At 72.6% G+C, this 17,365-nt stretch carries 15 protein-coding genes; 11 read left to right on the top strand and 4 right to left on the bottom strand.

Translation table 11 applies throughout. The features are described 5' to 3' along the window. Window positions 1-155: 155 nt before the first annotated feature. A complete protein-coding gene (locus tag AB0F62_RS08365; protein WP_361793753.1) occupies window positions 156-1,064 on the top strand; it encodes an SGNH/GDSL hydrolase family protein in 909 nt (302 codons plus the stop codon). Window positions 1,065-1,115: 51 nt separating this feature from the next. Here the strand turns inward: AB0F62_RS08365 and AB0F62_RS08360 are convergent, their stop codons facing one another. Next, complete coding sequence (locus tag AB0F62_RS08360; RefSeq protein WP_361793750.1) at window positions 1,116-1,871, bottom strand: hypothetical protein; 756 nt, start codon at window positions 1,869-1,871, stop codon at window positions 1,116-1,118. 88 nt (window positions 1,872-1,959) lie between these two features. On the opposite strand from AB0F62_RS08360, the gene ggt reads away from it, so the two are divergent. Beyond that, complete coding sequence (gene ggt, locus AB0F62_RS08355) at window positions 1,960-3,771, top strand: gamma-glutamyltransferase (protein WP_361793747.1); 1,812 nt, start codon at window positions 1,960-1,962, stop codon at window positions 3,769-3,771. Here the strand turns inward: ggt and AB0F62_RS08350 are convergent. After that, a complete protein-coding gene (locus AB0F62_RS08350; RefSeq protein ID WP_361793744.1) occupies window positions 3,753-4,499 on the bottom strand; it encodes a phosphodiesterase in 747 nt (248 codons plus the stop codon). The genes ggt and AB0F62_RS08350 overlap by 19 nt on opposite strands. 91 nt (window positions 4,500-4,590) lie before the next feature. Between AB0F62_RS08350 and AB0F62_RS08345 the strand changes: the two genes are divergently transcribed. The 4 genes from AB0F62_RS08345 (at window position 4,591) to AB0F62_RS08330 (ending at window position 9,119) form a co-directional block, all read left to right on the top strand. Further along, window positions 4,591-5,184 carry a CGNR zinc finger domain-containing protein gene (locus tag AB0F62_RS08345; protein WP_361793741.1) on the top strand — a complete coding sequence of 198 codons (594 nt, stop codon included), beginning with the start codon at window positions 4,591-4,593 and terminating at the stop codon, window positions 5,182-5,184. A 194-nt stretch (window positions 5,185-5,378) separates the two neighbouring features. Next, window positions 5,379-6,827, top strand: coding sequence for a hypothetical protein (locus tag AB0F62_RS08340; RefSeq protein WP_361793738.1), 1,449 nt, complete (start codon window positions 5,379-5,381; stop codon window positions 6,825-6,827). Window positions 6,828-6,957: 130 nt separating this feature from the next. Continuing rightward, window positions 6,958-7,803 carry a nitrilase-related carbon-nitrogen hydrolase gene (locus AB0F62_RS08335; RefSeq protein ID WP_361793735.1) on the top strand — a complete coding sequence of 282 codons (846 nt, stop codon included), beginning with the start codon at window positions 6,958-6,960 and terminating at the stop codon, window positions 7,801-7,803. Next, window positions 7,800-9,119 carry an aspartate aminotransferase family protein gene (locus AB0F62_RS08330; RefSeq protein WP_361793732.1) on the top strand — a complete coding sequence of 440 codons (1,320 nt, stop codon included), beginning with the start codon at window positions 7,800-7,802 and terminating at the stop codon, window positions 9,117-9,119. Before AB0F62_RS08335 ends, AB0F62_RS08330 begins: the two co-directional genes overlap by 4 nt. Before the next feature lie 50 nt (window positions 9,120-9,169). Here AB0F62_RS08330 and AB0F62_RS08325 read toward each other — a convergent pair whose 3' ends face one another. Then, window positions 9,170-10,003: an endonuclease/exonuclease/phosphatase family protein gene (locus tag AB0F62_RS08325; RefSeq protein WP_361793729.1), complete on the bottom strand. Its 834-nt coding sequence runs from the start codon at window positions 10,001-10,003 to the stop codon at window positions 9,170-9,172. Continuing rightward, a complete protein-coding gene (locus AB0F62_RS08320; RefSeq protein WP_361793726.1) occupies window positions 10,000-10,755 on the bottom strand; it encodes a hypothetical protein in 756 nt (251 codons plus the stop codon). Before AB0F62_RS08320 ends, AB0F62_RS08325 begins: the two co-directional genes overlap by 4 nt. Window positions 10,756-11,048: 293 nt before the next feature. Here AB0F62_RS08320 and hydA point away from each other — a divergent pair, with 293 nt between their 5' ends. The 5 genes from hydA to AB0F62_RS08295 are packed head-to-tail and all read left to right on the top strand — an operon-like array spanning window position 11,049 to window position 17,350. Continuing rightward, window positions 11,049-12,455, top strand: a complete 1,407-nt coding sequence (gene hydA / locus AB0F62_RS08315; protein WP_361793723.1) for a dihydropyrimidinase — start codon at window positions 11,049-11,051, stop codon at window positions 12,453-12,455. A 17-nt stretch (window positions 12,456-12,472) separates the two neighbouring features. Then, window positions 12,473-13,492, top strand: a complete 1,020-nt coding sequence (locus AB0F62_RS08310; protein ID WP_361793720.1) for a TIGR03842 family LLM class F420-dependent oxidoreductase — start codon at window positions 12,473-12,475, stop codon at window positions 13,490-13,492. A gap of 16 nt (window positions 13,493-13,508) precedes the next feature. Next, a complete protein-coding gene (locus tag AB0F62_RS08305; RefSeq protein ID WP_361793717.1) occupies window positions 13,509-15,047 on the top strand; it encodes an NCS1 family nucleobase:cation symporter-1 in 1,539 nt (512 codons plus the stop codon). Window positions 15,048-15,104: 57 nt separating this feature from the next. Then, complete coding sequence (locus tag AB0F62_RS08300; protein ID WP_361793714.1) at window positions 15,105-15,923, top strand: inositol monophosphatase; 819 nt, start codon at window positions 15,105-15,107, stop codon at window positions 15,921-15,923. Next, window positions 15,920-17,350, top strand: a complete 1,431-nt coding sequence (locus AB0F62_RS08295) for an NAD(P)/FAD-dependent oxidoreductase (RefSeq protein WP_361793711.1) — start codon at window positions 15,920-15,922, stop codon at window positions 17,348-17,350. Before AB0F62_RS08300 ends, AB0F62_RS08295 begins: the two co-directional genes overlap by 4 nt. The last annotated feature ends 15 nt before the right edge of the window (window positions 17,351-17,365 follow it).

Raw genomic sequence — 17,365 nt, 5'->3', positions numbered from 1 at the left:
ACCGCGGGTAATACGTCTGCATGTTACGCACCGGTAACGATTGCCCGGAACTGAGGGAACGTCAGTCCATCGAGCGAACTTTCGGCACATCCATTGACTTGGCCCACACGAGGCGCCGAATCTGAACCCGTCAGCGTCGACAGGGGGAGGGCCCGATGGGTGTCGGACGTGCATCGATCCTGGGAACGGCCGCGGCCTCGGCCGCACTTGTGCTCGCCGCCGTGAGCGCGGTTCCGGCCGCCGCTCACACGCGTGACGGCCACAGCCCCGGCCACGGCCAGGGTCATCGGGACGCGTATGTCGCGCTCGGCGATTCGTACACCTCGGGACCGCTCATCCCCGAGCAGGTGGACGCGAATTGCGCCCGCTCGAACCAGAACTACCCCTCGCTGGTGGCGCAGCGGCTCAGAGGCACCACGCTCACCGACGTGAGCTGCGGCGGGGCCACCACCGCCGAGATGTGGAAGGCGCAGGGCGGCAACCCGCCGCAACTGGACGCCTTGAACCGGCGCACCTCGCTGGTCACCCTGCAGATCGGCGGCAACGACATCGGCTTCGGCAGCATCATCCGCACCTGCGCCGGTGCCGCCGCCGCGGACCCGGTCGGCAATCCCTGCGAGAGGTACTACACGACGGGCGGCACCGACCAGTTGCGGGCGGCGGTGGAGGCGACGGCCCCGAAGATCGACGCCGTGCTGCGCGCCATTAGCCATCGCGCGCCACGGGCCCGCGTGGTGGTGGTCGGGTATCCGGCCCTGCTCCCGGACAGCGGCGTCGGCTGCCGCCCGGCCGTCCCCTTCGCCGACGGGGACTTCGCCTACCTCCGGGACACCGAGAAGCGGCTCAACGCCATGCTGGCGCGGCGCGCGAAGGCGGCGCACGCGATGTACGTCGACACGTACACACCGACCGTCGGTCACGACATGTGCACCGCGCCCGGCGTCCGCTGGATCGAGCCGCTCACTCCCGCCGCGCCGGCCGCGCCCGCCCATCCCAACGCCTTGGGCGAGCGGGCCATGGCCGCCGCGGTCCTGGACCGGCTGTGCGTACGCGGTCGCATATGAACGGGCCGCGGGAGTCCACGCCCCCGCGGCCGCCCGTCCGGTCCGGGGCCGTCATTCCGCCGCGACGGTCACCGGGCGGCTGACGGGGGTCCTGGCGTCGCGGGTCACGTCGGCGACCACCTCCACCACGTCCGGTCCGTAGGCTTCGGAGTTGATCACCTTCAGGAGCAGGCAGAAGGTGCTGTCCACGCCGTACTTGCGGGACAGCCGCAGATGGTGGCGGGCCAGGTAGCGGACGGCCGCCTGGTTGTTGACCCCGCGCTGGCCGGAGGCGAGGAAGACCGGGCGGCTGTTCCCGGTGTTCTCGTCGGCGGCCAGCCGGGCAAGGAGCACGTACTCCACCTTGCCCTTGTCCATGCGGTAGGTGTCACCGCCCACCTTCAACGCGCCCTGGTCCTCCTTCGGTCCGGTGAAGTCGTTGACCTCGAACCCGGGGAGCATGGACCGCAGATGGGCGGCCATACGGTGATTGGATATCGGGCCGCCGACGCAGAACTCCGTGCGGGCGCCGAAGCCCTGCCAGGCGGTGTCGTGCGGCAGGATCTCGGCGTGCGCCCCGCACTCCTTGATCAGCGCGGACAGTTCGATCAGGGCGAAGACGTCGTGGCGCGCCACACTCCACCCCCGTGTCGCGCCCGGGTCGCGGTTGACCACCATGAGGCACTCGGAGCCGGTGGGCAGTCCGAAGAAGCGCTGTTTGCGGCGGAGCCCGCGCCGCCACAGATAGGCGCGGACGAACCAGCCCAGCGCAGCGCTGATACCGCTGGCGGCCAGTCCCAGGACGATGTTGCGCACGTCGTCGCTCATGGGGCGGGATGGTAGTTGAGGCGTTCCTGACGAGGAAGGCGGGGTGGAGTTACGCTGCCCGCACGGTCGCCCCAGTGGAGGTCCACGTATGCGTCGTCACGCTGTACGGAGTCTGTCGCTGCTCACCGTAACCGCCACCGCCGCGTTGTCGGTGGCCGCCGCCCCGTTCAGACCGGCGGCGGACCATGACGCGGCACCGGCCAAGGTCCCGCGCGCCGTCGGCTACGGAGGCGCGGTCTCCAGCGTCGACGCCGACGCGTCCGCCGCCGGCATCGAGGTGCTGCGGCGCGGAGGGAACGCCGTGGACGCCGCGGTCGCCACCGCGGCTGCCCTGGGCGTCACCGAGCCGTACTCCTCGGGCATCGGCGGCGGTGGCTACTTCGTCTACTACAACGCCAAGCAGCGCAAGGTGTTCACGATCGACGGCCGCGAGACGGCCCCCAGGAGCGCCACCGACAAGCTCTTCGTCGAGAACGGTCAGCCCCTCCCGTTCGGCGACGCCGTCACCAGCGGACTGAGCGTCGGTGTCCCCGGCACGCCCGCGACCTGGGACGCCGCCCTGCGATCGTGGGGCAGCCGCAGCCTGCACGATGTGCTGCGCCCCGCCGAGCGCATCGCGCGCGACGGCTTCACCGTGGACGCCACCTTCCGCAGCCAGACGGAGGCGAACCAGGCACGTTTCAAGGACTTCCCGGCCACCGCCGCGCTCTTCCTGCCCGGCGGGCAGTTGCCCGTCGTCGGCTCCACCCTCAAGAATCCCGACCTCGCCCGTACCTACGCCGAGCTGGGCCGCAAGGGCGTCTCCGCCGTCTATGCCGGAGGCATAGGCGCCGACATCGTCAACACCGTACGCAAACCCCCGGTGGACCCGGCGGCGACCCGGGTCGTGCGGGCCGGCGACCTCACGTCGGCGGACCTGAAGGCCTACAAGGCCAAACCCCAGAGTCCGACCCGCGTCTCGTACCGCGGGCTGGACGTCTACGGCATGGCGCCCTCCTCCTCCGGCGGCACCACGGTCGGCGAGGCGCTGAACATCCTGGAGCGGACCGGCAGGCTCTCCCGGCTGTCCGAGGCGCAGTATCTGCACCGCTTCCTCGAGGCGAGCCGGATCTCCTTCGCCGACCGCGGCCGCTGGGTCGGCGACCCGGCCTTCGAGAAGGTCCCTACCGCGGGGCTGCTGTCCCAGTCGTTCGCCGACTCCCGCGCCTGCCTGATCAAGGACGACGCGGTGCTGACCAGCCCGGTCGCCCCGGGCGACCCGGCCCACCCGGCGCGCTGCGCCACCGGCGGCAAGGCCGCCCCGACGACCTACGAGGGCGACAGCACCACGCATCTCACGGTCGCCGACAAGTGGGGCAACGTCGTCTCGTACACGCTGACCATCGAGCAGACCGGCGGCAGTGCCATCACCGTCCCCGGACGTGGTTTCCTGCTCAACAACGAGCTGACCGACTTCTCGTTCGTCCCGGCCAGTGCCACCGTCCACGACCCGAATCTGCCCGGCCCCGGGAAGCGGCCGCGCTCCTCGATGTCGCCGACGATCGTGCTGAAGGACGGCCGTGCGGACTTCGCACTCGGATCGCCGGGTGGGGCGACGATCATCACCACCGTGCTGCAGGTGCTGACCGAGCACGTCGACCGCGGGATGCCGCTGGTGGACGCGATCGCCGCGCCGCGGGCCAGCCAGCGCAACGCCGCGGCCACCCAGGTCGAGCCGGCCTTCCTCGCCGAAGACGTGGCGGCGGAGCTGAAGGACATCGGGCACAGCTTCGCCGACGCGGGCGAGATCGGTGCCGTCACCGGTGTCCAGCGACTGCCGGACGGCCGCTGGCTCGCCGCCGCCGAGCCGGTGCGCCGCGGCGGCGGTTCGGCGATGGTGGTTCAGAGCACCACGCGGTAATGGGTCGTCAGGCGCCGCTCGTCGTCCAGCACATGGAAGGCGACGCCGGGCGGCGCCGTCCGGTCGGCCACGGAGCCGTCCGGCTCGCCCTCCCACGGCATGCGCAGCGTCCACGTCACCCCCGGTGCGGCGATCAGCGGCCGTCCGGCGAAGGTCGTGGCGGCGGGCGTGTGCGCGTGCCCGGTCAGGACGGCGACCACTTCGGGGTGGGACGCGAGGAGGTCCTCCAGGGCCCCGGCCCGGCCGAGCCGGTAGCCGTCGGGCAGCGGATGGTGGAGGGCTACGGGCGGGTGGTGGAAGGCCACCAGTGCGGGGGTGCCGGGGGTCAGGCCGCCCAGCGTCGCGGACAGCCACGCCAGGGTCTCCTCGTCCAGGAGGCCGTCGTCCTCGCCCGGGATCGTCGAGTCGCACATCAGGACCGCCGTCCCGGCGACGAGATGCGCCCGGTTCACCGGTCCGCCGGCCTCGGCCTCGCCGAGCAGCGCCTTGCGGTAGGCGGCGCGCCGGTCGTGGTTGCCGGGGCACGGCAGCACCGGGAACGGCGCCTCCAGGATGCGGGCGGCCTCCTCGTACTCGGCCGGCGCGCCGTGGTCGGCGATGTCCCCGGTGACCAGGAGCGCGTCCGGCGCCGTGGGGAGCCCGCGCAGATACGTCATGACGCGGGTGGCCCGCTCCGTCGAGCGTTCGGTGCCGTCGAGATGCAGGTCGCTGATATGAGCCAGCAGCATGGGCCGCTCCCCTCCAGATGTAATGCTTAATGTAACTTCAAGCATTAGAACGATAGAGTGCGAACGGCTGACGATCAAGAGGAGGGGCGCCGTGGAGCGCTACCTGGCCCTGGAACTGGCGAGCACGATCCGGCATGACGGCGAGGGCGGCGTCGCCGACGACCTCGGCGACGCCGCCGCGCTGACCGCGTGGGTCCGTGGGCATCTGGCCGAGGCGGGCGACTTTGTGGCGGAGGACGCCGTGCTGGCCGACGTCCTCGTCCTCCGCCGCGCCGTACGCGCGCTGTTCGCCCGTGCCGTCGCGCCTGGACAGCCCAGCTCCGCCGACGCCCACCGCCTCATGCCCGCCGAGGAGGCCATCGCGCACCTCAACGCCGCCGCGGCACGGGTGCCCGTCGTCCCCCGCCTCGATTGGGCGGCGGGGGCCGCTCCCGTCGCCCGGTTGGTTCCCGAGCGGGACCCCGCCGGCCCCGCCGCCGGGATCGTCGCCGAACTCGCCCGCGCCGCGGTCGACTTCCTGACCGGACCGCAGCGCGACCGGCTCCGCGCCTGCGCCGCGCCCCGGTGTGTGCGGTACTTCGTCAAATCCCACGGCCGTCAGGAATGGTGCAAGCCGTCCTGCGGCAACCGCGCCCGCGTCGCCCGCCATTACCGCCGTCATCACCCGGAGACAGTCCAGGCCTGAGCGTCGTGGGGCCCTTCCCGAGACGGCCGTGGCGCGGGGGCGCGCCCCCGCGCCTCCGCGCCGGGTCCGGGCGCCCGTGCGGCCTCCGCATCCGACGTGAAAACTCTCCGTAGCGCTCCCGTAACACGACTGGTGTCGAATGCCAGGCGGACCACACGCTTCCGCCGCCCGGCGGCGGACAGGGAGGAGCGACAGTGGAACGCGGGGCGCGCAGCCACAGCATCGGGGACTTAAGCGAGTTCGCCCGGTACCTGCGAGGACTTGTCGCGGCGGCGGGCGATACGCCCGGCTGGTACGCGGTCTTCGCCGAACGCGATCCCGACGGCGTACGCGCCTACCTCGACGGCGCCGACGTCCCGCCCTGGGACGTCGTCCACGCCCTGCTCCATGACGCCGCCGCCGCACGAGGCGCCCACCCGGGGAACGAGGCGGTCGCGCCCGCCCGGCGGCTCCACGCCGCCGCGATCGCCGCCCATGACGCCGCGCCGGGCGCCGAGACGGCGCTGCGCTCACGGCTCGACGCCATGCTCCGCGAACGGCAGTACACGGTGCTGCGCGAACGCGAGGTCACGGAGGCCCTGCGCGGTGCCGCCACCGCCGCCGAGGCGGAGCGCCTCGCCAACGACCTCGCCTGGGCCCGCGACGACCGGGAACGGGCCGTCGCACGCTGTGCCGAGCTCCAGGACCGGCTCGACACGGTCCGGTCCCGACCGGCCGTCCCCGACGCATGGTTCCGCCCGGCGGGGAACCCTGCCCCTCGCGTGCCGCCGCCCCGCGCCCCAGCCGCGCCACCCCGCCCCGGGGACGACGCCCCGGCCGCCCCAACCGGCCCCGGCGAGGGCGCCCCCGCCGAGGCCCGGACGGCCCAACGCCCCTTCGGCCGTGCCCGCAGGGAACGCCCCCGCGGCGGCGCGCGCTACGGGGGTGCCCGGTTCGCCGGGGCACCCGAGCCGGACGCGGTCGTACCGCCCGTCGTCGCGGCGGAGGATCCCGCAGGCGCCCCCGGCCCCCGGGGAGCGCGCTTCGCGGGTGCGACCGGGCAGGACGCCTCCCGCGCCCCCCGCGCCGGGGACGCCGAGCACGGGCGCGCGGACGCCGGTCAGGAGCACGCCCGCAGGGAGGCCGCACGGGCGACCGCGGCACGCATGGCCGAGTTGCGGCGCACCGGCCGCACCGGCGAGGCCTACGTCCTGATGAGCGAGGCCGTGGCGGGCCCGCCGCAGGACGTCCCCGAGCTCGCGGCCGCGCTGGAGCGGTCGGGACTGGCCGCGGACGTGGCCACCCTGCTGTGGGAACTGGCCGCCCAGCCCCCGCAGCGTCTGGCGGCCGCCGCGACCGCCCTGGACTCCGCCGGCCGGGGCGACGACAGCCGGACCCTGCTGCACCAGGCGGCCGCCCGCCCGGCCGCCGAGATCGCCGGGACCGCCGCCGCCCTCTGCGACGCCGGCCATCGGGACGGCGCGCTGAGTCTGCTGGTCGCCCTCGTCCGCGCCCGCAGCCCGGAGTCGGCGGCCGGGGTCGCGTACGAGCGCCAGGACCTCGTCGGCCCGCTCCTGGACGCGGCGGGCCTGGTGTCGGTGTCCAAGCGCCGCGACGTGGCCGCCGCGCTGCGCCGAGCGGGTCTGTCCGACCGCGAAATCTGATCGGCTTCGTTGAGTAACGGCGCCGGTATTGCCACAGTGGGCTGTGGGCTCTTACGTTCGTCCCAGCGCCGGATCTACGTGCGTAGACCAGCCCGCTGTTCCGGCGTGACCTCGCGTCAAAGGAGCTGTCATGCCCAATGTCGTACGCGCCGCGCTCGTCCAGGCGACGTGGACCGGTGACACCGAGTCGATGATCGCGAAACACGAGGAGCACGCCCGCGAGGCGGCCGCGCGGGGCGCACAGGTGATCGGCTTCCAAGAGGTGTTCAACTCCCCGTACTTCTGCCAGGTGCAGGAGGCCGAGAACTATCGGTGGGCCGAGCGCGTGCCGGACGGGCCGACGGTCGTGCGGATGCAGGCGCTCGCCCGGGAGACCGGCCTGGTGATGGTGGTGCCGGTCTACGAGATCGAGCAGGACGGCTTCTACTACAACACCGCGGCCGTGTTCGACGCCGACGGCAGCTACCTCGGCAAGTACCGCAAGCACCACATCCCGCAGGTCAAGGGCTTCTGGGAGAAGTACTACTTCAAGCCCGGCAACCTCGGCTGGCCGGTCTTCGACACCGCCGTCGGCAAGATCGGCGTCTACATCTGCTACGACCGGCACTTCCCCGAGGGCTGGCGGGCCCTCGGCCTCGCGGGCGCCCAGCTCGTCTACAACCCCTCGGCCACCCACCGCGGGCTCTCCTCGTACCTCTGGCAGCTGGAGCAGCCGGCCGCCGCCGTCGCCAACGAGTACTTCGTCGCCGCCATCAACCGGGTGGGCCAGGAACCGGCCTACGGCGACAACGACTTCTACGGCACCTCCTACTTCGTCGACCCGCGCGGCCAGTTCGTGGGCGACGTCGCCTCCGACAAGGAGGAGCAACTGATCGTGCGCGACCTGGACTTCGACCTCATCCCCGCGGTGCGCCAGCAGTGGGCCTTCTACCGGGACCGCCGCCCTGACGCCTACGGCACCCTGACGGAGGCATGAACGCATCCATGACCATCACCGAGAACCCGCACGCCGCGCTCCACTCCCGCCACAAGGCCGTGATGCCCCAGTGGCTGGCGACGTACTACCGGGAGCCGATCGAGATCACCCACGGCGAGGGCCGCCACGTCTGGGACGCCGAGGGCCGGCAGTACCTCGACTTCTTCGGCGGCATCCTCACCACCATGACGGCGCACGCCCTGCCCGAGGTCACCGCCGCCATCCGCGAGCAGGCCGGGAAGATCCTGCACTCCTCGACGCTCTACCTCAGTTCGCAGGCGGTCGACCTGGCCGAGCGCATCGCCCGCCTGTCGGGCATCCCGGACGCACGGGTCTTCTTCACCACCTCCGGTACGGAGGCGAACGACACCGCGCTGCTGCTCGCCACCACATACCGCAAGTCCAACCAGATTCTGGCGCTGCGCAACAGCTACCACGGGCGTTCCTTCTCGGCCATCGGCATCACCGGCAACACCTCCTGGTCGCCGACGAGCCTGTCGCCGCTGCAGACGCTCTACGTGCACGGGGGCGTCCGCAGCCGCGGTCCGTACGCGCACCTGTCCGACGCCGAGTTCACCGCCGCCTGCGTGGCGGACCTGGAGGACATCCTCGGCCAGGCGAACGGACAGGTCGCCGCCCTGATCGCCGAGCCGATCCAGGGTGTCGGGGGCTTCACCTCGGGCCCGGACGGGCTGCTCGCCGCCTTCAAGCAGGTCCTCGACCGGCACGGCATCCTCTGGATCACCGACGAGGTGCAGACCGGCTGGGGCAGGACCGGTGAGCACTTCTGGGGCTGGCAGGCGCACGAGGGCTCCGGCCCGCCGGACGTTCTCACCTTCGCCAAGGGCGTCGGCAACGGCCTGTCCATGGGCGGTGTGGTCGCCCGGGCCGAGGTGATGAACTGCCTCACCGCCAACTCCATCTCCACCTTCGGCGGCAGCCCGATCACCACGGCCGGCGCACTGGCCAATCTCCAGTACCTCCTCGACCACGATCTGCAGGGCAACGCCCGCCGCGTCGGCGGGCTCCTCAAGTCGCGGCTCGAGGCCATCTCCGCCGGGCTCCCGGTGGTCCGCGAAGTGCGCGGCCGCGGGCTGATGCTCGGCATCGAGCTCACCTCTCCGGCCGCCGCGACCCTGGTTCTCGAGGCGGCCCGGGAAGGGGGGCTGCTGATCGGCAAGGGCGGCCGCAGCGGCGACGCTCTGCGCATCGCCCCGCCGCTCTCCCTCACCGTCGCAGAGGCGGAGGAGGGGGCCTCGATCCTGGAGGCGGCGCTCAAGCAGGCGCACAGCGAGCTGGGCGACGGCCCGGCCTGACCGTCCGTCACAGGGCCGGGGCCGCAGGGGCCCCGGCCCGGGGCGCGGGGTCAGAGGGACAGGTCGACCACGAGCGGCCGGTGGTCGGAGACCGGAAGCGGCGGGGCGCCGGTTGAACGCACGGCCGCCCGCCCGACCCCCGCCGCCAGCACGTGGTCGAACTGCACGACGGGGCGGTGCGAGGGGTAGGTACGGGTACGGGCCAGCGCCCGCCAGGCACCGCCCAGCACCAGCGGCGGGACGGGCCCGACCAGGTTCAGGTCGCCCAGGAGCAGATGCGGCCGGGGCAGGCCGGCGATCCAGCGGCGGACCGCGAGCAACTGGCCGACGTTCCACCCGGGGACGAACGACAGATGCACGGCCACCACCGTGAACGGCCCCCGCTCGCCTTCCAGCACGGCGGCCAGCGCGCAGCGCGGCTGGTCGGCCATCACCTTGAGCCCGGCTCGACCGGGCACCCGCAAGGGCATGCCGACGGGTGACGAGGGGAGTCGCCGGGCCCGCCACTCCCGGACCGGAAGCCGGGTGAGCAGGGCGATCCCGTGCGACGGGCCGCCGTCACCGGCGGCGTCCCGCGGCCCGTGGACGCGCATCCCGGGTTCGTCCGGATCGCTCACCCATCCGCTGCCCGGCACCCAGCGGCCGTGCACCGCCGTCGCGTAGCGCCAGTCACGGGCGCCCGATGCCGCGGCCGCGGCAGCGGCCTGGTCGACACCGCCCGACCGCTCCTGGAAGCGGTCGACCTCCTGCAGCGCCAGGACGTCCGCGTCCAGCGACGCGACGGCCCGGACGAGCGGCTTCCCGGCGGCACCGCCTGGGAAGGGCGCCGGCCTGCCGTCCCTGATCGGCAGGCCGTGCAGCACGTTGAACGTCGCGAACCTCATGGGCGCGACGCCGCGTACGGGCGGGCGGTCCCATGCGCCGGTGACATGTCGTCACCGCGGGCGGCCGAACGCCCCGGCCGGCGGAAGTGGGCGTACGGCGGGTACGCCTTGAAGACGACGTCGAGTTCGGGCCCGCGCCACCGGTCGCCGGGCTCCAGCAGCGGGGTGAGGCTCGCGACCAGGGCCATGCGTCCCTTCGCCACGCCCTTCCGGCGCGGCCCCCAGCCGGCCGCCCACGCCAACTGCGAGGCCGCGAAGGCGAAGGTGCCGCGGCTGCCGGTGAGGAACAGGGTCCGGGCGTGAGCGGCCGGCCGCAGCCGGTCGCGCGACCCCGCGCGGTCGTACCGCTCCCACCAGGCGGCGCCGTCGCGCTCCGTCCGCGCCTCGTCGGTACGGACCGTCAGGGGCACCCCGCCGGTCAGACGACGGCGCAGTCCGGGCCACCGGCTCGCCCGCAGGCCGAGCGAGTGGTGGGCGAGGACGAGGTCGACGCGGCCGCCGCCCGCCTCCAGGCAGGCTTCCTCGTCCAGGGGCACGCCGCCGCGCAGCGGGACGTGGACGACGGTGTGCCTCGAGTACGCCGCGAAGGAGAACAGCCCGGCCAGCGTCGAGAGCCCGGCGTGGTCGCCGAGCAGAAGTCCGTACCCTGCCGGGTCGGTGAGCGCGGTATGGCGGGGTGGACGCCAGGGCTGCACGACGCGGTGCTCCACCGGGCCTGTGCGCGGACGGAAGTGACGCAGTCTCAGCCGCATGCGCGATCCTCCATCCGTCCATCCTCGCCGCGCCGCGGCGGCCGGGCAACGCGATTTCGCACGTCGTCACCTGCAGACCCGCACGCCCGGTTCATGGCATATTGTGAGCGTTCGCTTCACGGGGGTGCGGAGCAGGTCTGATCGTCCCCGTCGATGGACAGCAGCGGTATTGCCACCGTGGGTGACGGGTCATACGTTTTCCACCATGGCGGGGTCTACGTGCGTAGAGCCGTTCTGACATGGCATCGAGGTCTTCGGGGATCCCGCCCTCGGCCAGTGGAAGGAGTGGGAGCATGAGCCGCATCGTCATCCGGGGCGGACTGGTCGTCACCGCCGCCGAGGAGGTCCACGCCGACGTCCTCGTGGAGGGGGGCCGGGTCGCCGCCCTCGCCGCGCACGACTCCGACCTGGCGCAGGGCTGGACCGCGGCCGCGGACCGCGTGATCGACGCGACCGGGAAGTACGTGATCCCGGGCGGCGTCGACGCGCACACCCACATGGAGTTGCCCTTCGGCGGCACCTTCGCCTCGGACACCTTCGAGACCGGCACCCGGGCGGCCGCCTGGGGCGGTACGACCACGATCGTGGACTTCGCCGTGCAGTCGGTGGGGGAGTCGCTGCGCGCCGGACTCGACACCTGGCACGCCAAGGCCGACGCCCAGTGCGCGATCGACTACGGCTTCCACATGATCCTCTCCGACGTCAACGAGGACACCCTCAAGGAGATGGACATCCTCGTCGAGGAGGGCGTCACCTCCTTCAAGCTGTTCATGGCCTATCCCGGCGTCTTCTACAGCGACGACGGCCGCATCCTGCGCGCCATGCAGCGCGGCGCCGACAACGGCGGGCTGATCATGATGCACGCGGAGAACGGCATCGCCATCGACGTCCTGGTCGAACAGGCCCTGGCGGCGGGCAGGACCGACCCCCGCTACCACGGCGAGGTGCGCCACGCGCTCCTCGAGGCCGAGGCCACCCACCGCGCCATCCGGCTCGCCCAGGTCGCGGGCTCCCCGCTCTACGTCGTCCACGTCTCCGCGCAGCAGGCCGTCGAGCAGATCGCCCTCGCGAGGGACGAGGGGCTGAACGTGTTCGGGGAGACCTGCCCGCAGTACTTGTTCCTGTCCACGGACAACCTGGCGGAGCCGGACTTCGAGGGCGCCAAGTACGTCTGCTCGACGCCATTGCGCCCGAAGGAGCACCAGGCGGTGCTCTGGCGGGCCCTGCGGACCAACGACCTGCAGGTGGTGTCCACGGACCACTGCCCGTTCTGCTTCGTGGGGCAGAAGGAGCTGGGCCGGGGGGACTTCTCGAAGATCCCCAACGGTTTGCCGGGGGTGGAGAACCGGATGGACCTGCTCCATCAGGCCGTGGTGGACGGGCACATCAGCCGACGCCGGTGGATCGAGATCGCCTGCGCGACCCCGGCGCGGATGTTCGGGCTGTACCCGCGCAAGGGCACCATCGCGCCGGGCGCGGATGCCGACATCGTCATCTACGACCCGGGCGCGGAGCAGGTCATGTCCGCCTCCACCCACCACATGAACGTCGACTACTCGGCTTACGAGGGCCGGCGGATCACCGGCCGGGTCGAGACCGTGCTCTCCCGCGGCGAGCCCGTCATCGACGGCCGGGAGTACGTCGGACGAGCGGGCCACGGCCAGTACACCCCGCGTGGCACCTGCCAGTACCTCATCTGAGAAAGGCGCGTGGACCCATGGATTTCGGTCTCGTCCTGCAGACGGACCCGCCCGCCTCGGGGGTCGTCGAGCTGATGCGGCGCGCCGAGCGCAACGGCTTCACCCACGGCTGGACGTTCGACTCGGCCGTGCTGTGGCAGGAGCCGTTCGTCATCTACAGCCAGATCCTGGCGCGGACGGAGCGCATGGTCGTCGGCCCGATGGTCACCAATCCGGGTACCCGTACCTGGGAGGTGACCGCCTCCACCTTCGCCACGCTGAACGAGATGTTCGGCGACCGCACGATCTGCGGGATCGGCCGCGGTGACTCGGCGATGCGCGTGGCGGGCCGCAAGCCCAACACGCTGGCGCGCATCGAAGAGGCCATGTACGTCATCCGCGAGCTCGCCGAGGGCCGTGAGGCCGACCTCGGCGGCACCGTCGTCCGCATCCCCTGGATCAAGGAGGGCGCGAAGCTGCCGGTGTGGATGGCGGCGTACGGGCCGAAGGCGCTGGCGATCGCGGGGGCCAAGGCCGACGGGTTCATCCTGCAGCTCGCCGACGTCTATCTGACCGAGTGGATGGTCAAGACGGTCAGGGACGCCGCGGTGGCCGCAGGGCGCGATCCGTCGGAGGTCAAGGTCTGCGTGGCTGCCCCCGCCTATGTCACCGAGGACGACTCGCCGCAGGCGCTGGGCCACGCCCGGGAGCAGTGCCGATGGTTCGGCGGCATGGTCGGCAACCACGTCGCCGACCTCGTCTCCAAGTACGGCGAGCACTCGGCCTCCGTGCCCGAGGAACTCACCGCCTACATCAAGGCCCGCCAGGGGTACGACTACTCGCACCACGGCCGTTCCGGGAACCCCGACACCGCGTTCGTCCCGGACGAGATCGTCGACCGCTTCTGTGTCCTGGGCACTCCCGAGCGCCACATCGAGAAGCTGAGCGCCCTCAAGGCCCTTGGTGTCGACCAGTTCGCCGTCTACGACATGCACGACGCCAAGGAGGCGACCATCGACGCCTACGGCTCCACCGTCATCCCCGCCCTCGGCGGCTGACCGGAGGCACTGCCCCATGCCGGCCCCCACGCCGCCCCCGCAGTTCACCCACCCCGACGGCCGCGTCGAGCTCCCGGCCGGCGCGGCCGCCCCCCATGGCCCGTACGCCAACGAGGACCTGCTCCCCATCCCGGTCGCCAAACGGCACTGGACCACCTACAACTTCACCGCGCTGTGGATCGGGATGGCCCACAACATCCCGTCCTGGACCCTCGCCTCCGGTTTGGTCGCCCTCGGCATGGACTGGAAGCAGGCGGTGTTCACCATCGCCCTCGCCAACGTGATCGTGCTGGTGCCGATGCTGCTCACCGGCCACGCGGGACCCAAGTACGGCATCCCCTTCCCCGTCCTGGCCCGTGCCTCCTTCGGGGTGCGCGGCGCCAACCTGCCGGCGATGCTGCGCGCGGCCGTCGCCTGCGCGTGGTTCGGCATCCAGACCTGGATCGGCGGGCAGGGCATCTTCATCCTGCTGGGGAAGATCTGGGGCGGCTGGGCGGGCGCGGCCCATGTCGCCGGCTACCCGTGGACGCTGTGGGTCTGCTTCCTCGCCTTCTGGGCCCTGGAACTCGCCATCATCTACCGCGGCATGGAGACCCTGCGCCGCTTCGAGAACTGGGCGGCGCCCTTCGTCCTCGTCGGCGCCGTCGTCCTGCTGATCTGGATCACGAACAAGGCGGGCGGCTTCGGGCAGCTGCTGGACCAGCCCTCCGAGCTCGGCTGGGGCGCGGACTTCTGGCAGGTCTTCTTCCCCGCCCTCATGGGCATGATCGGCTTCTGGTCGACCCTGTCCCTCAACATCCCGGACTTCACCCGGTTCGGGGCCGGGCAGCGCGCCCAGGTCTGGGGCCAGAGCCTCGGCCTGCCGACGACGATGACCTTGTTCGCCGTCCTGTCGGTGCTCGTCACCTCCGGCTCCGAGGCGGTCTACGGCGAGGCGATCTGGGACCCGGTCGAGCTGGCGGGCAAGACCGACAACGTCTTCGGTCTGCTCTACGCCCTGGTGACCGTGCTGATCGCCACCATCAGCGTCAACATCGCCGCCAACGTCGTCTCCCCGGCGTACGACCTGTCCAACCTCGCGCCACGGCACATCGACTTCCGTACCGGAGCGCTCATCACCGGTGTCGTCGGCGTCCTGATCTTCCCGTGGAAACTCACCTCCACCCCCGAGCTGTACATCTTCACCTGGCTCGGTGTGGTCGGCGGTGTCCTCGGAACCGTGGCCGGCGTCCTCATCGCCGACTACTGGGTCATCCGCCGCACGGAACTGATGCTGCCCGAGCTGTACCAGTCGGGCGGCGGCCGCTACTGGTACCGGCGCGGATGGCACTGGCGCGGGGTGCTCGCCCTGGTCGTGGGCGGCCTCCTGGCGGTGGGCGGCTCCTACTCCACCGTCGACGCCGACGGCCACAAGAAGGGCCCGTTCCCCGTCGACGGTCTGATCCCCCTCCTGAAACCGCTCGCCGACTACGGCTGGGCCGTCGGTCTGGTCACCTCCTTCGTGCTGTACACCGCCCTGATGTGGCGGGCGCGGATCGCCGCGCACACGGCGTGAACCCGCCAAAGTCACCGCGGGTGCGCGGCGCCGCGGGCGATCTGGTCTGATGGAGGAGTGATCGATGACGCACTCTTCAAGGCGGTCGAGGACACGGTGCGCGCGGCGGCCGAGGCGGAGGTCGTGCCGCGGTGGCGGCAGCTGAGCGCCGCCGACATCAGCCACAAGACCGGACCGGGGGACCTCGTCACCGTCGCCGACCGCGAGGCGGAACTGCGGCTCGCCGAGGAGCTCCCGGCACTCCTGCCCGGCTCCGTCGTGGTCGGGGAGGAAGCCGTGCACGCCGACCCCGGCGTCCTGCGCCGCATCGGCGGCGACGACCCGGTGTGGATCGTCGACCCCGTCGACGGGACCGCCAACTTCGTCGCGGGCAGGCCCGAGTTCGCGACGCTGGTCGCCCTCGCCCGCGGCGGCGAGGTCCAGGCCTCCTGGACGTACGTGCCGTGCCTGGGCCTGATGGCCACCGCCCGGCGCGGCGCGGGCGCCCGGCTCAACGGCGAGCCGATCCACACGGCACGCGACACCGGGGCACCCGGGCTCATGGTCGCCACGTCGCAGTTCGCCTTCCTCGACGAGCAGGAGAGGCGCCAGTTCGAGGGGCTCGGCACCGACGGCGTCGAGGCCCGCCAGTGCACCTGCGCCGGGCTGGACTACCTGGAGGTCGCCCGCGGCGCCATCGACGCCGTCGCCTTCACCTGGGAATCGCCCTGGGACCACGCGGCCGGGCTGCTGCTCGTCGCCGAGGCCGGCGGGGCCAGCGTCACCGCCGACGGCGTGCCCTTCCACATCGGCGGAGGCAACGCCTTCCCCTTCTCCGTCGCACGCGACGAGGCGACCGCCCGTCGGGTCGTCGGCCTCATGGCGGGTGACCGATGAGCAGGACCCGCATCACCGACGTCATCGTCGTCGGCGCCGGGCCCAACGGCCTGACCGCCGCGGTCGAACTCGCCCGCGCGGGCTACTCCGTGGAGGTGTTCGAGGCCGGTGACCGGGTCGGCGGCGGCGCGCGCACGGAGGAACTGACCCTGCCGGGCTTCCGCCACGACCCCTGCTCCGCGGTGCACCCCTTCGGCGCGGGCTCGCCCGCCTTCAACGCGATGCCGCTCGCCGACCACGGCCTGCGGTGGCTCCACCCCGAGCTGCCGCTCGCCCACCCCTTCGACGACGGCACGGCGGCCGTGCTGGACCGTACCGTCGGCGCGACCGCCGCCTCATTCGGGCCGCGCGACGCGGGGACCTACCGGCGGCTCATGGCCCCGTACATCGGCCGCTGGAAGACCCTCGCGCACGACTTCCTGCGCCCCCAGTGGCAAGGGCTGCCGCGCGACCCGCTGCGGTTCGCGAGCCTCGGGCTGACAGGACTGCCCCCGCTGGCCGTGCTCGCCCGGCTGTTCCACGGCCGGCAGGCCCGGGGGCTGCTGGCGGGCCTGGCCGCCCATGCCGTGGCCCCGCTGACCAGCCCGCTCACCGGTGCGACGGCGCTGATGTTCGCCGTTTCCGGGCACGAGGTCGGCTGGCCGATCCCGCGCGGCGGCTCGCAGGCCATCGCCGACGCCCTCGACTCCTACCTGCGGCTGCTCGGCGGAACCGTCCACACCGGCGTCATGGTCCGCAAGCTCGACGAGCTGCCGCCCGCCCGCGCCTACGTCTTCGACACCTCGCCGACCGCGCTGGCACGCATCGCCGGGCTCGGCGACACGTACCGGAACTACCGCTACGGGCCCTCGGCCTGGAAGATCGACTACGCCCTGGACGGTCCCGTGCCGTGGACCGCGGCCGAGCCCCGGCGGGCCGGGACCGTGCACATCGGGCCGACCGCCGGCGAGATCGGCGACGCCCTGGAGCGGGCGGTGCGCGGCCGCCCGCCGCGCACGCCGTTCCTCATCACCGCCCAGCCCAGCCTCGTCGACCCCGGACGCGCCCCCGAGGGCAAGCACGTCTTCTGGGCGTACGGGCACGTGCCCAACGGATGGCGCGGCGACGCCACCGAGGCCGTCGAGCGGCAGATCGAGCGCTTCGCACCCGGCTTCCGGGACCTCGTCCTGGCCCGGGCGGTCAGCGGCCCGGCCGAACTCGCCGCCCGCAACGCCAACTACGTGGGCGGCGACTTCGGATGCGGTGCCTTCGCGGGACTGCAGACGGCCTTCCGCCCCAAACTCAAGTGGAACCCGTACACCACCTCCCGCCCCGGGGTCTTCCTCTGCTCGTCCGCCACCCCGCCCGGCCCGGGCGTTCATGGGATGTCCGGTCACCACGCGGCCCGCGCGGTGCGCAGACACCTGGACAGGGCGGCCCGCCGGTAGGCGACACGGTCCGGG

Origin of the sequence: Streptomyces sp. NPDC026673, assembly GCF_040638135.1 — a bacterium.
In the GTDB taxonomy this organism is placed as follows: Bacteria; Actinomycetota; Actinomycetes; order Streptomycetales; family Streptomycetaceae; genus Actinacidiphila.
This window is presented reverse-complemented; position numbering and strand designations above follow the sequence as displayed.

Coding starts and splice junctions, on each gene's coding strand:
- AB0F62_RS08365 (WP_361793753.1), top strand. CDS start 156: ATGGGTGTCGGACGTGCATCGATCCTGGGAACGGCCGCGGCCTCGGCC.
- AB0F62_RS08360 (WP_361793750.1), bottom strand. CDS start 1,871: ATGAGCGACGACGTGCGCAACATCGTCCTGGGACTGGCCGCCAGCGGT.
- ggt (WP_361793747.1), top strand. CDS start 1,960: ATGCGTCGTCACGCTGTACGGAGTCTGTCGCTGCTCACCGTAACCGCC.
- AB0F62_RS08350 (WP_361793744.1), bottom strand. CDS start 4,499: ATGCTGCTGGCTCATATCAGCGACCTGCATCTCGACGGCACCGAACGC.
- AB0F62_RS08335 (WP_361793735.1), top strand. CDS start 6,958: ATGCCCAATGTCGTACGCGCCGCGCTCGTCCAGGCGACGTGGACCGGT.
- AB0F62_RS08330 (WP_361793732.1), top strand. CDS start 7,800: ATGAACGCATCCATGACCATCACCGAGAACCCGCACGCCGCGCTCCAC.
- AB0F62_RS08325 (WP_361793729.1), bottom strand. CDS start 10,003: ATGAGGTTCGCGACGTTCAACGTGCTGCACGGCCTGCCGATCAGGGAC.
- AB0F62_RS08320 (WP_361793726.1), bottom strand. CDS start 10,755: ATGCGGCTGAGACTGCGTCACTTCCGTCCGCGCACAGGCCCGGTGGAG.
- hydA (WP_361793723.1), top strand. CDS start 11,049: ATGAGCCGCATCGTCATCCGGGGCGGACTGGTCGTCACCGCCGCCGAG.
- AB0F62_RS08310 (WP_361793720.1), top strand. CDS start 12,473: ATGGATTTCGGTCTCGTCCTGCAGACGGACCCGCCCGCCTCGGGGGTC.
- AB0F62_RS08305 (WP_361793717.1), top strand. CDS start 13,509: ATGCCGGCCCCCACGCCGCCCCCGCAGTTCACCCACCCCGACGGCCGC.
- AB0F62_RS08295 (WP_361793711.1), top strand. CDS start 15,920: ATGAGCAGGACCCGCATCACCGACGTCATCGTCGTCGGCGCCGGGCCC.